This is a genomic window from Massilia aurea (genome assembly GCF_040790145.1).
GTDB classification, from domain to species: domain Bacteria; phylum Pseudomonadota; class Gammaproteobacteria; order Burkholderiales; family Burkholderiaceae_D; genus Telluria; species Telluria aurea_C.
In genome coordinates this window covers 773462-788474 of record NZ_JBFMMP010000001.1, presented here as the reverse complement: position 1 = coordinate 788474, position 15013 = coordinate 773462, and the positions used below count along the sequence as shown (strand labels likewise).

The following is a 15013-nucleotide window of genomic DNA, read 5'->3' as shown; positions in this document are numbered from 1 at the left end:
AGGGGGCGCCGGACTATCGAGCCCCCCTTTTTTTAAGCTAAATACTTGCAGGACGTGGTTTATCAGCGGCCTGCACCCTGGATACACATTTAGGAGAACACAACATGGCAGCTATTACTGCAGCAATGGTTGGCGAACTGCGCGCCAAGACCGATGCACCAATGATGGAATGCAAAAAAGCACTGACCGAAGCCGAAGGCGACATGGGTCGTGCTGAAGAAATCCTGCGCGTCAAGCTGGGCGGCAAGGCATCGAAGGCATCGGCACGCGTGACCGCCGAAGGCGTCGTCGCTACCTATATCTCGGGCAATGTCGGCGCGCTGGTCGAAGTCAACAGCGAAACCGACTTCGTCGCGAAGAACGACGATTTCCTGGCGCTGGTGAACCTGGCAGCACGCCTGGTCGCCGAAAACAACCCGGCTGACGTCGCTGCCCTGGCAGCACTGCCGCACGAAGGCGGTACTTTCGACGACGTGCGTACTGGCCTGATCGGCAAGATCGGCGAGAACATGACCGTGCGTCGTTTCCAGCGTTTCGAAACCACCGGCAAGCTGGCGTCGTACCTGCACGGCACCCGTATCGGCGTGATCGTCGATTTCGAAGGTGCGGACGAGCAAGTCGGCAAGGACCTGGCCATGCACATCGCTGCCATGAAGCCAGTCGCTCTGTCGTCGGAGCAAGTGCCTGCTGAAATGATCGAAAAAGAGCGTTCGGTTGCCGAGCTCAAAGCCAAGGAAGACGCCGACAAGGCCGTCGCCGAAGGCAAGCAGCCACAATCGGCTGACATCGTCGCCAAGCGTATCGACGGTTCGGTGCAGAAGTACCTGAAAGAAGTCTCGCTGCTGAACCAGGCGTTCGTCAAGAACGACAAGCAGTCGATCGAACAGATGATCAAGGCGGCAAACACCACCGTCAAGGGCTTCACCATGTACGTGGTGGGCGAGGGCATCGAGAAGAAAGTCGACGACTTCGCAGCTGAAGTCGCAGCGCAGATGGCTGCCAACAAGCAGTAATCAAAAAAAACGGGCCGTGAGGTCCGTTTTTTCAAGGTGGGGCGGTTTGTGGTGGTCGCGGGTAATGCCCTGGCTGCTCTACGGACTGGGATTCCCGCCTTCGCGGGAATGACGTGCAACGGGCGCGGACCAACAGAGGCTCCTTTGGCCGACACCTTTGGCACGTCGTTCCCGCGCAGGCGGGAACCCAAGTTTGCCGGCAATCCAGCAGCGCGACTCCCATGCCGCACCCGCTTTACAATCCCATCCGTCCCAGAGGCAGATGAGACCCGCCCACGAGGCGTGAGGTCAGACCCGAATTCGATCCACCGACACATCCTAAAGGAGCCGCTTCATCATGACAAAACCAGCTTACCAACGTGTCCTTCTGAAACTGTCTGGCGAAGCACTGATGGGCGACGATCAGTTCGGCATTAACCGCGCCACGATCGATCGCATGGTGGCCGACGTGGCTGAAGTGAGCAAACTGGGCGTGCAAATTGCCATCGTCATTGGCGGCGGCAATATCTTCCGCGGCGTCGCCCCCGGCGCCCAGGGCATGGACCGCGCCACCGCCGACTACATGGGCATGCTGGCCACGGTGATGAACGCGCTGGCGCTGGGTGACGCAATGCGTCACGTCGGCATCACCGCCCGTGTCATGTCGGCCATCGCCATCGAGCAGGTTGTCGAACCATATGTGCGCCCGAAGGCGCTGCAATACCTCGAAGAAGGCAAGGTCGTCATCTTTGCCGCCGGCACCGGCAATCCGTTCTTCACGACCGACACGGCCGCTGCCTTGCGCGGCGCCGAAATCTCGGCCGAGATCGTCCTGAAAGCCACCAAGGTCGACGGCGTCTACAGCGCCGACCCGCACAAGGATCCGAGCGCGACCCGCTTCGACAGCATCACGTTCGACGAAGCGATCTCGAAGCACCTGCAAGTGATGGACGCCACCGCGTTCGCATTGTGCCGCGACCAGAAACTGCCGATCAAGGTGTTCTCCATCGTCAAACCCGGCGCGCTCACCCGCGTGATCATGGGCGAGGACGAAGGTACACTGGTGCACGTGTAACAATGCAGCTTACAAATTATCTGAACCAACAGGAGAGCAGCATGTCCTTAGCTGACGTCAAGAAAAACGCACAAGACCGCATGGTCAAGTCCATCGAAACCCTGCGCGCCGACCTGGCCAAGGTCCGTACCGGCCGTGCCCACACCGGCATCCTCGACCATGTCACGGTCGACTACTACGGTTCGCCGACGGCGCTGCCGATGGTGGCCAACCTGACCCTGGTCGACGCCCGCACGATCGGCGTGCAGCCATTCGAAAAGAAAATGCTGGCCGCCATCGAAAAAGCCATCCGCGACGCCGACCTGGGCCTGAACCCGTCGTCGCAGGGCGAAATGATCCGCGTGCCGACCCCGCCGCTGACCGAAGAGCGCCGCAAAGAGATGGTCAAGCTGACCAAGTCCGAAGGTGAAGACGCAAAGATCGCCGTGCGCAATATCCGTCGCGACGCCAACGAAGCGCTGAAGAAAATGGTCAAAGACAAGACCGCATCGGAAGACGACGAGCGCCGCGCAGCGGACGAAATCCAGAAGCTGACCGACAAGGCCGTGATCGACATCGACAAGCTGCTGGCCGAGAAGGAGAAAGAAATCCTGACGGTGTAATCGAGGTCGATTAAAGGCGAGCCTTCGGGCTTTCTTTGCGGACCGGCCCCGGCAACTTGCCGCGGCCGGTCCGCGTACCTTATGATTGGCCAATTGCACAATATTCTGCCCGGTCTTGCCGGGTGGTACCCTGGATTCACGATGTTCAAAAGTTCGACCACTGCTGTTCCCGACACGCCCGCCGTGCCACGCCATATCGCCATCATCATGGACGGTAATGGCCGCTGGGCAACCAAACGCTTGCTGCCGCGCGTGGCCGGCCACGTCAAGGGCGTCGAAGCCGTGCGCGGCGTGGTCGAAGCCTGCGTGGAGCGCGGCGTCGAGTACCTGACGCTGTTCGCGTTCTCGTCCGAGAACTGGCGCCGGCCGGCGGACGAAGTCTCGCTCTTGATGCGCCTGTTCGTGACGGCGCTCGAGCGCGAAGTCGCGAAGATGCACGCCAACAATATCCGCCTGAAAGTGGTGGGTGACCTGAGCCGCTTCGACGCCAAGCTGCAAGAAATGATCGCCAACGCCGAGCGCCGCACCGCCGGCAACACGCGCCTGACGGTCACCGTGTGCGCGAACTATGGCGGCCGCTGGGATATCATGCAGGCAACCGGCAAGATGGTGAAAGCCCATCCCGGCGTCACCGAGTTCAGTGAAGACATGCTGGCGCCGCACCTGGCGATGGCGTATGCGCCTGAACCCGACCTGTTCATCCGCACCGGCGGCGAAGAACGCATTTCGAATTTCCTGTTGTGGCAGCTGGCGTATGCCGAGCTGCACTTTACCGACACCTTCTGGCCTGACTTCACGCCAAAGGCGCTGGACGTGGCGATTGGCTCCTACCAGGAGCGCGAACGGCGCTTTGGCCAGACCGGCGCCCAAGTAGCAAAGAAGACCAATTAAATGCTCAAGACCCGGATTCTCACCGCGCTCGTCCTGCTGGCAGTCTTGCTGCCAGTTTTGTACTCCAATAATTACACGGCGTTTGCGGTGGTGGCCTCGGTGTTCTTCGGCGCCGCGATCTGGGAATGTTTTCGACTGTTCAATCCCGGCACCCGCAGCGCGATCGTGATTGCGGGCGCGTGGACGCTGGCCTTCGCCTACGCGTTCTTCGTGCGCGAGCAGGGCAATCCGACCTTCTGGTTCGGCATCGGCGTGCTGCTGTGGGCGCTGCGCTTCGCGCCCACGCTCAAGTTCGGCCTGCCGCCGCTGTCGAGCACGCCCAATACCTTGCTCAGCCTGCTGTACGCGATCGCGCTGGTGGCCTGTTTCGTGGCCATCGTCTACCTGTTCAATTATTCGGCGCTGTTCCTGCTGTCGGTGCTGGCCATCGTCTGGGCGGCCGACATCTTCGCCTACGTGTGCGGCAAGACCTTCGGCAAGCGTAAACTCGCACCGAGCATCTCGCCCGGCAAATCGTGGGAGGGCGCCATCGGCGGCGGCCTCGTCACCCTGGCGCTGGCCGCCTGCACCGTCATCTTTGGCGGCGACGCCTTCGCCGGCACCTTCGCGGTGCGCGTGCAGGCGGGCCTGGGCTGGCTCGGCATGTTCGCCGTGCTCGCCCTCATCGTGGTTGCCAGCGTGGTTGGCGACCTGTTCGAATCCCAGCTCAAACGCCGCGCCGGCGCCAAGGACAGCAGCAACCTGCTGCCGGGCCACGGCGGCGTGCTGGACCGGATCGACGCACTCGTGCCGGTCCTGCCACTGGCGGCCCTGATCGCCACCTGGCTCTAGAAGGAAATTTCCATGCAACGCATTACCATCCTGGGCGCCACAGGCTCGATCGGCGCCTCGACCCTCGACGTGCTGGCGCGCCATCCCGGGCAGTACCAGGTGTACGCCCTGAGCGCCCACACGCGCGTGGAAGAACTGGCCGCCGCCTGCCGTAGCTGCCGCCCCGCGCGCGCGGTGGTCGGCACGGCCGATGCTGCGGCGCGCCTGGCGGCCCTGATCGCCGACCTGCCCACCAGTGTCGAATACGGCGAGCAAGCCCTGTGCGATATCGCGTCGAGCGACGACACCGACACCGTGATGGCCGCCATCGTCGGCGCCGCCGGCCTGGCCCCGACGCTGGCTGCGGCCCGCGCTGGTAAAAAAATCCTGCTGGCGAACAAGGAAGCGCTGGTCATGTCGGGCCAGTTGTTCATGGACGCGGTGCGCGAGCACAAGGCGACGCTGCTGCCGATCGACAGCGAACACAATGCCATCTTCCAGTCGCTGCCTGCCGCCTTCGGTCGCGTGCCGGCCGCCGCCGGCGTGGCCAAGATTTTGCTCACCGCATCGGGCGGGCCGTTCCTGAACCGCGCCGTCGAGACGCTTGGCGACGTGACGCCAGATGAAGCCTGCAAGCACCCGAACTGGGTCATGGGCCGCAAGATCTCGGTCGACTCGGCAACGATGATGAACAAGGGCCTCGAAGTGATCGAGGCGCACTGGCTGTTCGGCGCGCCGGCCGACCAGATCGAGGTCGTGATCCATCCGCAAAGCGTGATCCACTCGATGGTGTCGTATGTGGACGGCTCGGTGCTGGCGCAACTGGGCAACCCCGATATGCGTACGCCGATTGCGCACGCGCTGGCCTATCCGGACCGGATCGCGTCGGGCGTGGCCCAGCTCGACCTGACGCAGATGGCGGCGCTGCAGTTCTTCCCGCCCGATTTCACGCGCTTCCCGTGCCTGGCGCTGGCCTACGACGCCCTGCGCGCAGGCGGCACGGCCCCGGCCCTGCTCAATGCCGCCAATGAAGTCGCGGTCGATGCGTTCCTGGAGCGCCGCATTGGTTTTCGCGACATCGACCGCGTGATCCGCTACGCACTCGACGCCGTCGAACACGGCCCGGCGCCATCGATCGACGCCGTGCTGGCCCAGGACGCGCGCGCGCGCGCCGCTGCTGCGCACGCGGTCGCCAGCCTGCACTGATACTCACCGCCCAAGACGGACCAATCCCGATGACCCTGCTCTACACCGTGCTGGCCTTTGTGCTGGCGCTCGGCCCCCTGATCGTGATCCACGAACTGGGCCACTATCTGGTGGCCCGGGCTTGTGGCGTGAAAGTGCTGCGCTTTTCCATCGGCATGGGCCGCGTCGTGTGGTCGCGCCGTTTCGGCCGCGACCAGACCGAATGGGCCCTTTCTCTGCTGCCGCTAGGCGGCTACGTCAAGTTCCTCGACAGCCGCGACCCCAACGCCGGCCCCATCGACGACAAGGAACTGGCCCGCGAATTCACGCGCCAGAACGTGTGGAAGCGCATCGCCATCGTGGCCGCCGGCCCGCTGGCCAACTTCCTGCTGGCGATCGGCCTGATGGCGGCGCTGTTCATGCACGGCGTGGACGAACCATCGGCGCGCCTGCGTACCGTGGCCGAGGCATCCGACGCCTGGCGCGCCGGCGTGCGCGGCGGCGAGACCGTCGTCGCCGTCAATGGCAGCGCGGTGCGCTCGTGGTCCGAGCTGCGCTGGCAGATCATGCACGCGGCCGTCGACAAGACCGATGTGACGCTCGCGTTGCGCGCCGAAGGTGGCGGCGCCTATTCGGCCGTGCTGCCGGCTTCCGTGATCGGCCAGCTCGATGTCGACAGCGACGTGATGACCACGCTGGGCCTGGACCTGTGGCGCCCGCAACCGCGCATCGAGAAAGTGATCGCGGACGGGGCAGGGCAGCGCGCCGGCCTGCGCGATGGCGACCTGGTCTTGCGCCTGGACGGCCAGCCGGTAGTCGACGGCATCGCTTTTATCGAGGCCGTGCGCGCCGCGCCTGGCCGCGCCTTGCAGGTTGAGGTGCGGCGCGCCGGCGGCCCCGCGACGCTGATCCTCACGCCGGATACGGACGCGAACGGCCGCGGCGTGATCAAGGCGATGGTGGCGCAGGCGCCCGAGATGGTGACTGTATGGTCCGGCCCGTTTGAAGCGGTGGCGCGCGGCTTTGATCGCACCTGGGAGACCAGCGTGATGACGCTGAAAATGATCGGCAAGATGATTACCGGCGAAGCGTCGTGGAAGAATGTTACCGGGCCAATTACGATCGCCGATTATGCCGGACAGACCGCCCGCATTGGTCTCGTGAGCTATTTACAGTTTATCGCCTTTATTAGTATCAGCTTAGGCGTCATGAATTTGTTACCAATTCCCGTTCTGGATGGTGGCCATTTACTGTATTATTCGCTGGAAGTTTTGACCGGGCGTCCTGTTTCTGTGCGTGTCGTCGAGTTCGCACAGCGCGCCGGGGTCGGCCTGCTGTTCATGCTGATGGCGCTCGCCGTCTTCAATGACCTGGGACGGTTGCTCTAGCCGCCCCGCGGTTAGCTCCCCGAGAGCCCAGTCAAATCACCAAGCAATCGTTGTCCAAATGAGTGACCCTTTGATCCAGCCAATGAAATCACAACCAGATCGTTTCGCCTTGCCGTTCATTCGCCGCAGCCTGATCGGCTCCGCCGTCATGGCGCTGTGCGCCACGCTCTACGCAAATAATGCCATGGCCGTCAACCCGTTCGTCGTCAAGGACATCCGGGTCGAAGGCATCCAGCGTACTGAGGCAGGCACCGTGTTCAGCTATCTGCCGGTGCGTGTGGGCGAAACCTTCGACGATGTCAAGGCATCGAGCGCGATCAAGGCGTTGTACGCGACCGGCTTCTTCAAGGACATCCGCCTAGAAGAAGAAAATGGCGTGCTGGTCGTGCTGGTCGAAGAGCGTCCCGCGATTTCGTCGGTCGACTTCACCGGCACCAAGGAATTCGAGAAAGACATGCTGGTCAAGGCGCTGTCCGAAATCGGCGTGGCCCAGACCAAGATCTTCGACAAGGCGTCGGTCGACCGCGCCGAACAGGAACTCAAGCGCCAGTACCTGTCGCATGGCCTGTATGGCGTAAAAATCACCACCACCGTGACCCCGATCGAACGTAACCGCGTCACGATCATGTTCAACGTGGACGAAGGCGATGTCGCCAAGATCAAGGGCATCAACATCATCGGCAACAAGGCGTTCAGCGACAAAGAGCTGCGCCAGTTGCTCGAGTTGCGCCCGTCGGGCTGGTTCACCTGGTACTCGAAGGCCGACCAGTATTCCAAGCAGAAGCTCACGGGCGACCTCGAAAAAATCAAGTCCTGGTATCTGAACCACGGCTATCTCGAAGCGAACGTCGAATCGACGCAAGTGTCGATCACGCCAGACAAGCGCGACATCTACCTGACCCTGAACATCACCGAGGGCGAACAATACACCGTCTCGAGCGTCAAGCTCGAAGGCGAGATGTTCGGCCGCGAAGAAGAGCTCAAGCAGCTGATCCTGCTCCAGCCGGGCAAGACCTACGTGGGCGACCTGCAAGAAGCCACCAACAAGCTGATTTCCGATCGCCTGGGCACCTTTGGCTACGCGTTCGCCAACGTCACGGCCAATCCCGAACTCAATCGCGACAAGCGCGAAGTCGCCTTCACGTTCTTCGTCGATCCGGGCAAGCGCGCCTACGTGCGCCACATGAACATCAGCGGCAATACCGTCACGCGCGATGAAGTCATCCGCCGCGAATTCCGCCAGTTCGAGAGCTCGTGGTACGACGCCAACCGCGTCAAGCTCTCGCGCGACCGCGTCGACCGTCTGGGCTACTTCAAGGACGTGAAGGTTGAAACGCCAGAATCGCCAGGCACGTCCGACCAGGTCGACGTGAACATCGCGGTCGAAGAGAAACCGACCGGTAACTTCATGATCGGCGGCGCTTTCTCGCAGTCCGAAAAATTCACGTTCACCGCGTCGATCTCGCAGGCCAACTTCGCCGGCAGCGGCAACACGGTCGGCATCGAACTCAATACCAGCAAGTACAACCGGACGATCGCGTTCTCGCAGACCAATCCGTACTTCACCGACGACGGCGTCTCGCGCGCGTTCTCGCTGTACCTGCGCACGTCGCGCCCACCGGCGCTGAACATCGGTTCATACACGGTCAAGCAGACCGGTGGCAACATGACCTTCGGCGTGCCGTTCTCCGAGTCCGACACCGTCTACTTCGGCGCGGGTCTCGAGCGCACCGAACTCGAAACCGACGAATCGTCGCCAACGATCTACCGTACGTTTGTGGCCCAGAACGGCGGGCCGGAAAACGGTGTCGGTTCGGCCACCACGAATGCCATCCCGCTGACGGTGGCATGGGGCCGCGACACGCGCGACAGCGCCGTGACCCCGAGCCGCGGCCGCTTCCAGCGCGCCAACTTCGAAGTCGATGCGATCGGCGACGCCAAGTACTATCGCCTCGTGTACGAACACCAGTGGTGGAGACCAGTCACGCGCTGGATGACGCTGGCCCTGCGCGGCGAGTTCGATTACGGCAAGGGCATCGGCGGCAGCGCCTACCCGGTCTTCAAGAACTTCTATGCGGGCGGCATCGGTTCGGTGCGCGGCTACGAGAGCTCGTCGCTCGGCGTGGTCGACCAGCGCTACTACGATGCGATCGGCGGCTCGAAACGCATCATCGTCAACGCCGAACTGCAGTTCCCGTTCCCGGGCAGCGGCACCGACCGCAGCCTGCGCTGGTTCACCTTCGCCGACGGCGGCCAGGTATTCCAGGAAGACGCGAAGATCCGCGTCGGCGAGTTCCGCTACTCGGCCGGTATCGGCCTGTCCTGGATTTCCCCGGTCGGTCCGCTCAAGTTGAGTTATGCTAAGCCGCTGAATGACCTTCCGGGCGACCGCCTGGAGCGCTTCCAGTTCCAGATGGGTACCGGTTTCTGATCGGTCCACTGCGTCCTGAAGAACGATTGCGAGAGACTTTATGTTGAAAAATCTGATTGCCTCGCTGCCTGCCGGCTTCAAGCCCACCGTGGGACCAGCCTTGCTGCTGGCCGCCGTGTGCGCGGCGCCGCTGGCGCAGGCGCAGGCGCAGGCGCAGGTTGCGACGGGCCGCATCGGCTTTGTCTACACCGAGCGCCTGATGACGGACTCCAAGATGGCCAAGGCGGCCGACGCCAAGCTGGCGGCCGAATTCTCCAAGCGCCAGAAGGCCGTCGAAGAGATGGTCGGCAAGTTCAAGGGCGCGTCGGAGAAGTTCGACGCCGAAGGCAGCAGCCTGGCCGAGCTGGAACGCACGCGCCGCGCGCGCGAGCTGTTCAATATGCAGAAGGACGTCGAGCGCATGCAGCGCGAGTTCCAGGAAGATCTGCAGCAGCGCAAGAACGAAGAGCGCGCCGCGATCGCGCAAAAAGCCTATAAGCTGGTGGAGCAGTACGCCGAAGCCGAAAAGCTTGACGCCGTGCTGGTCGAAGCTGCGTGGGTCAACCCGCGCGTCGACATCACCGACAAGATCCTGAAATTGCTGGACAAGTAAGCGCTGTACAGAACGTTATCACGGCGTTGGCAGCACCCGATTCTGACTCACACTGAAAGACCGAGATGGGCATTCGACTAGGCGATTTGGTCGAGCGCTTCGGCGGACAGCTGGTGGGCGACCCGAACCTAGAGGTTTCGGCGATTGCTCCCCTGGACACCGCCGGCGCTTCGCACATCAGCTTCCTCTCCAACAGCAAGCTGCGCGCACTGGCGGCGCAGAGCGGGGCAGCAGCCCTGATCCTGTCGCCGCTGGACGACCCGACGGTGGCCGCGACCTATGAAGGCGCGCGCATCGTCACCACCAACCCTTACGCATACTTCGCCCGCGCGGCGCAGTATTTCGCATCGCTGACCGACCATGTGCCCCCTTGCGGCGTGCATGCCAGCGCGGTCGTCGCTGACAGCGCCGAGATCGACGCCAGCGCCCATATCGGGCCGCACGTGACGATCGACGAAGGCGCCGTGATTGGCGCGCACGCCGTCATCGACGCCGGCTGCTATGTGGGCCGCAACGCCGTCATCGGCGAAGGCACGCACCTGTTCGCGAACGTGACGTTCCACGCCGGCTGCCAGATCGGCAAGCGCGGCATCCTGCATTCGGGCGCCGTGATCGGCACCGACGGCTTCGGCTTTGCCAATGAAGGCGGCGTGTACATCAAGATCCCGCAGACCGGGCGCGTGCTGATCGGCGACGATGTCGACATCGGCGCCAACACGACGATCGATCGCGGCGCGCTCGAAGACACGATCATCGAAGACGGCGTCAAGCTCGATAACCAGATCCAGATCGGCCACAACACCCGCATCGGCGCGCACACCGCGATGGCCGGCTGCGTCGGCGTGGCCGGCAGCGCCAGGATCGGCAGCCGCTGCACCTTCGGCGGCGCCGCCATGGTGCTGGGCCACCTCGAGATCGCCGACAACGTCCATATCTCATCGGGCAGCATGGTATCGCGCTCGGTGCTCGAGCCGGGGCAGTACACCGGCTTCTACCCGCTGGCCAAGAACGCCGAATGGGAACGCAGCGCCGCGATCGTGCGCAACCTGGGAACGATGCGCGAGAAACTGCGCGCGCTCGAGAAAACCATCAAGAACCTCACAGAACAACAATGACCACTCACGAACTGAAAACCCTCGACATCAACCAGATCAAGGAATATCTGCCGCACCGCTATCCGCTGCTGCTGGTGGACCGCGTGCTGGACGTCGAACTGGGCAAGCGCATCGTCGCCATCAAGAACGTCACCATCAACGAAGAATTCTTCAACGGCCACTTCCCGCACAAGCCGGTGATGCCGGGCGTGTTGATGATCGAAGCGATGGCGCAGACCGCCGCGATCCTGTCGTTCATGACCATGGGCGTCAAGCCTGACGAAAACTCGGTCGTGTACTTTGTCGGCATCGACAATGCGCGCTTCAAGCGTCCGGTCGAGCCGGGCGACCAGCTGCGCATGGAAGTGGAAATCGTGCGCGTCTCGCGCGGCATCTGGAAGTACAAGGCCGTGGCCACCGTGGACGGCAAGGTCGCGGTCGAAGGCGATTTGATGTGCACGATCCGGGGCGCCGCCGAAGCACCGATGAAAGGCGCCGAAGCTGCACCGGCTGCTGCCACGCCCGAGTAAGGAGACCCGATGAGCAAGATCCATCCAACCGCGATCGTCGACCCGCAAGCGCAGCTCGACAGCTCGGTCGAGGTCGGGCCGTACTCGATCATCGGGCCGCATGTCCGTATCGACAGCGGTACCGTGATCGGCCCGCACGTCGTCATCGAAGGCCATACGACGATCGGCAAGGACAACAAGTTCTTCCAGTTCTGCTCCATCGGCGCCGCGCCGCAAGACAAGAAGTGGGACGGCGAGCCAACGCGCCTTGAAGTCGGCGACCGCAACACCGTGCGCGAATTCGTCAGCTTCAACCTGGGCACGGTCCAGGATGAAGGCGTCACGCGGCTTGGCAACGACAACTGGATTTCGGCCTACGTCCACCTGGCGCACGACTGCCAGGTCGGCAGCAACACGATTTTCTCGAACAATGCGCAACTGGCGGGCCACGTGCATGTGGGCGACTGGGCGATCCTGTCGGGCTTTGTCGGCGTGCACCAGTTCTGCAAGATCGGCGCGCATGCCTTCATCGGCATGTACACGAGCCTGACGCAAGACGTGCCGCCGTACGTGCTGGTGTCGGGTAATCCGGCCGGCGCGCGCGGCGTCAATCTCGAAGGCCTGAAACGCCGCGGGTTCACGCGCGAGCAGATCGACGGCGTGCGCAGCGCCTACAAGCTGCTGTACCGGAACGGCCTGACGCTCGAAGAAGCCAAGGCAGCGTTGCAGGCTGAAGAAGACCGCCTGCCGGCAGCAGCCGGCGACATTCGCCTGCTGCGCGATTTCCTCGGCACCGCGAGCCGTGGCATCGTCCGCTGACAGTATGGGTGCAGACATATCGCTGGCCCTGGTGGCCGGCGAGGCGTCCGGCGACATGCTCGCGGCGCGCCTGCTGGCGGGCCTGCGGCCGCATCTGCCGGGTGCACCGTTCCACGGCATCGGCGGGCCGCGCATGATCGAGCAGGGCATGGTCAGCGACGTCCCGATGGACCTGCTGACCGTGCGCGGCCTGTTCGAAGTCATTCCGCGCTACCGTGAACTCAAGGGCATCCAGAGCCGCCTGCGCGATCGCCTGATCGCCGAGCAGCCTGCCGCCTTCATCGGCGCCGATTACCCGGGCTTCAACCTGGGCCTCGAGGAACAGTTGCGCGCCGCCGGCATCCCGACCGTGCACTTCATCGGGCCGCAGATCTGGGCCTGGCGGGGAGGGCGCATCAAGAAGATCCAACGCGCCGTGTCGCACATGCTCGTCATCTTCCCGTTCGAAGAAGCGATCTACCGCGCCGCCGGCGTGCCGGTGACGTATATCGGGCATCCGCTGGCCGAGACCATTCCGCTGGCGCCCGATGTGGCAGGGGCGCGTGGCGCGCTTGGCTTGCCGGCCGATGCGCGCGTCGTCACGGTCATGCCGGGCAGCCGCATGGGCGAGCTGAAATACCTGGCCGAGCCGTTCGTGCGGGCCGTCAAGCTGCTGGCGGCGCGCGATCCGGGTCTGCGCTTTGTCGTGCCGATGGCGGGTGAGCGCCAGCGCGCGTACTTCGACGAGATCGTCAATGCTGCGGGCCTGCAGGGCGTGGAGCTGATGGTGACGGCCGAAGGCTCGCACACGGCCATTGCCGCCGCCGACGCCGTGCTGGTCGCGTCCGGAACGGCCACGCTCGAAGTGGCGTTGTTCAAGAAGCCGATGGTCATCGCCTACAAAGTCATGCGCGCCTCGTGGGAAATCATGCGGCATATGGGTTACCAGCCGTGGATCGGCCTGCCGAACATCCTGGCGCGCGAGTTCGTCGTGCCGGAACTGCTGCAGCATGCGGCCACACCCGAAGCGCTGGCCGATGCCGTCTGGCGCCAGCTCGAAGACACCGCAGGGCGCGAGCGTCTGGCGCAGCGCTTCCTCGACATGCATCACAGCCTGCTGCGCAACAGCGCCGAAGAGAGCGCGCAAGCGGTCTTGCAGATTATCGGGCGCCCCGCCGCCTAGAGCACCACTATGACCAAGAAGAAAATCAACCTTTATCCCGGCCTGCCCGCCAGGGGCCGGCCTTTCACCGCGCTCGATATCGTGTGCGGCGTCGATGAGGCGGGCCGTGGCCCGCTGGCCGGGCCGGTGTTCGCCGCCGCCGTCATCCTCGATCCGCGCCGGCCGATCGACGGCCTGCGCGACTCGAAAAAGCTGACCGCCGCGCGGCGCGACGAACTGGCGCCGGTGATCCGCGAACAGGCGCTGGCCTGGGCGGTGGCCGAGTGCTCGTGCGAAGAAATCGACAGCATCAACATCCTGCAGGCGACCATGCTGGCGATGCGCCGCGCGGTGGAAGCGCTGCAGCACGCGCCGACGATCGCGCTCATCGACGGCAACCGCTGTCCCGAGCTGATGGTGCGCGCGCACGCGATCGTCAAGGGCGACGACAAGGTCAATGCGATTTCGGCCGCGTCGATCCTGGCCAAGACCGCGCGCGATGCGGCGCTGGTGCGGCTGCACGAACAGTATCCGCAATACGGCTTCGACCAGCACAAGGGCTACGGTACCGCGCTGCACCTGGAGCGCCTGGGCGCGCACGGCCCGTCGCCGGCGCACCGCCGCTCCTTCGCGCCGGTGCGCGGCATGCTGCAGACCGACCTGTTCGGCGACCTGGTCGGGGCGGGCGCATGAAGACCATCACCTCGCGCGACAACGCGTTCTACAAAGAGATCAAGGCGCTCGCCACCAGCTCGCAGGCGCGCCGCAAGGCCGGCCACAGCCTGCTCGATGGCGTGCACCTGTGCCAGACCTGGCTCGACCTGCGCGGCCCGCCGCGCCACTGCGTGGTGTCCGAGGGCGCGCTGGGCAACCCGGAAGTGCATGCCATCGTCGCGCGCTGCGGCGCGCTCAATGCTCCGGTGACGGCGCTGCCCGATGCGCTGTTCAACGCCGTCAGCCAGGTTGAGCATGGCGTGCACCTGCTGTTCGTGATCGACACGCCGCAGCCGGCGGCCGCGCCAGGGCTGGTCATGGCCAGCGTGCTGCTCGATGGCGTACAGGATCCCGGCAACGTCGGCTCGATCCTGCGCAGCGCCGCCGCCGCCGGCATCAAACAGGTGTACTGCAGCCCCGGCACGGCATTCTGCTGGTCGCCAAAGGTGCTGCGCGCGGCGATGGGCGCGCACTTCGTGCTCGAGATTTTCGAGCACGTGGAACTGGCCGATCTGGTGCGTGCGGCGCAGGTGCCGGTGCTGGCCACCAGCGGCTATGCGGCGTCGGGGCTCTACACGCTGGATCTGCGCGCGCCGGTGGCGTGGGTGCTGGGGCACGAAGGGCAGGGTGTGTCTGCCGAGCTGCTGGACCTGGCCACGCACCGGGTCGCGGTGCCGCATCTGGGGCAGGTCGAGTCGCTCAACGTCGCGGCCTGCGCGGCCGTGTGCTTTTTCGAAGGCGTGCGCCAGCAGCAGGCATAGACGGCGACT

Annotated in this window: 15 protein-coding genes; all 15 read left to right on the top strand. The window is 64.1% G+C overall.

All coding sequences use genetic code 11. From position 1 onward, the window contains the following. The first annotated feature begins 104 nt into the window (after positions 1-104). The 15 genes from tsf to AB2N08_RS03225 all read left to right on the top strand — a co-directional run bounded on the left by tsf (position 105) and on the right by AB2N08_RS03225 (position 15004). Entirely contained in the window at positions 105-1013 is a 909-nt protein-coding gene (gene tsf, locus AB2N08_RS03295) for a translation elongation factor Ts (protein WP_367609181.1), read from the top strand. A gap of 337 nt (positions 1014-1350) precedes the next feature. Continuing rightward, positions 1351-2067 (top strand): UMP kinase, encoded by a 717-nt coding sequence (pyrH, locus tag AB2N08_RS03290; RefSeq protein ID WP_367609180.1) that lies wholly within the window; start codon positions 1351-1353, stop codon positions 2065-2067. 41 nt (positions 2068-2108) lie between these two features. Then, on the top strand, positions 2109-2669 hold the full coding sequence (frr, locus tag AB2N08_RS03285) for a ribosome recycling factor (RefSeq protein ID WP_367609179.1): 561 nt from the start codon (positions 2109-2111) through the stop codon (positions 2667-2669). A gap of 141 nt (positions 2670-2810) precedes the next feature. Further along, positions 2811-3560, top strand: a complete 750-nt coding sequence (gene uppS, locus AB2N08_RS03280) for a polyprenyl diphosphate synthase (protein WP_367609178.1) — start codon at positions 2811-2813, stop codon at positions 3558-3560. Continuing rightward, positions 3561-4391 carry a phosphatidate cytidylyltransferase gene (locus AB2N08_RS03275; protein WP_367609177.1) on the top strand — a complete coding sequence of 277 codons (831 nt, stop codon included), beginning with the start codon at positions 3561-3563 and terminating at the stop codon, positions 4389-4391. A 12-nt stretch (positions 4392-4403) separates the two neighbouring features. Then, complete coding sequence (gene ispC / locus AB2N08_RS03270) at positions 4404-5576, top strand: 1-deoxy-D-xylulose-5-phosphate reductoisomerase (protein WP_367609176.1); 1173 nt, start codon at positions 4404-4406, stop codon at positions 5574-5576. Positions 5577-5605: 29 nt separating this feature from the next. Beyond that, positions 5606-6943 carry an RIP metalloprotease RseP gene (gene rseP / locus AB2N08_RS03265; RefSeq protein WP_367609175.1) on the top strand — a complete coding sequence of 446 codons (1338 nt, stop codon included), beginning with the start codon at positions 5606-5608 and terminating at the stop codon, positions 6941-6943. An 82-nt stretch (positions 6944-7025) separates the two neighbouring features. Beyond that, complete coding sequence (gene bamA, locus AB2N08_RS03260; RefSeq protein WP_367609174.1) at positions 7026-9374, top strand: outer membrane protein assembly factor BamA; 2349 nt, start codon at positions 7026-7028, stop codon at positions 9372-9374. 40 nt (positions 9375-9414) lie between these two features. Next, entirely contained in the window at positions 9415-9966 is a 552-nt protein-coding gene (locus AB2N08_RS03255; RefSeq protein ID WP_367609173.1) for an OmpH family outer membrane protein, read from the top strand. Positions 9967-10031: 65 nt separating this feature from the next. Then, the gene (gene lpxD, locus AB2N08_RS03250) at positions 10032-11081 is read left to right on the top strand and encodes a UDP-3-O-(3-hydroxymyristoyl)glucosamine N-acyltransferase (protein WP_367609172.1); all 1050 of its coding nucleotides are present in this window, start codon (positions 10032-10034) and stop codon (positions 11079-11081) included. Continuing rightward, on the top strand, positions 11078-11590 hold the full coding sequence (gene fabZ / locus AB2N08_RS03245) for a 3-hydroxyacyl-ACP dehydratase FabZ (protein ID WP_367609171.1): 513 nt from the start codon (positions 11078-11080) through the stop codon (positions 11588-11590). Before lpxD ends, fabZ begins: the two co-directional genes overlap by 4 nt. A gap of 9 nt (positions 11591-11599) precedes the next feature. Next, positions 11600-12388, top strand: coding sequence for an acyl-ACP--UDP-N-acetylglucosamine O-acyltransferase (gene lpxA / locus AB2N08_RS03240; protein ID WP_367609170.1), 789 nt, complete (start codon positions 11600-11602; stop codon positions 12386-12388). Positions 12389-12392: 4 nt separating this feature from the next. Beyond that, a complete protein-coding gene (gene lpxB, locus AB2N08_RS03235; protein WP_367609169.1) occupies positions 12393-13550 on the top strand; it encodes a lipid-A-disaccharide synthase in 1158 nt (385 codons plus the stop codon). A gap of 9 nt (positions 13551-13559) precedes the next feature. Beyond that, the gene (gene rnhB, locus AB2N08_RS03230) at positions 13560-14222 is read left to right on the top strand and encodes a ribonuclease HII (RefSeq protein WP_367609168.1); all 663 of its coding nucleotides are present in this window, start codon (positions 13560-13562) and stop codon (positions 14220-14222) included. Next, positions 14219-15004: a TrmH family RNA methyltransferase gene (locus AB2N08_RS03225; RefSeq protein WP_367609167.1), complete on the top strand. Its 786-nt coding sequence runs from the start codon at positions 14219-14221 to the stop codon at positions 15002-15004. Before rnhB ends, AB2N08_RS03225 begins: the two co-directional genes overlap by 4 nt. Positions 15005-15013: the final 9 nt, after the last annotated feature.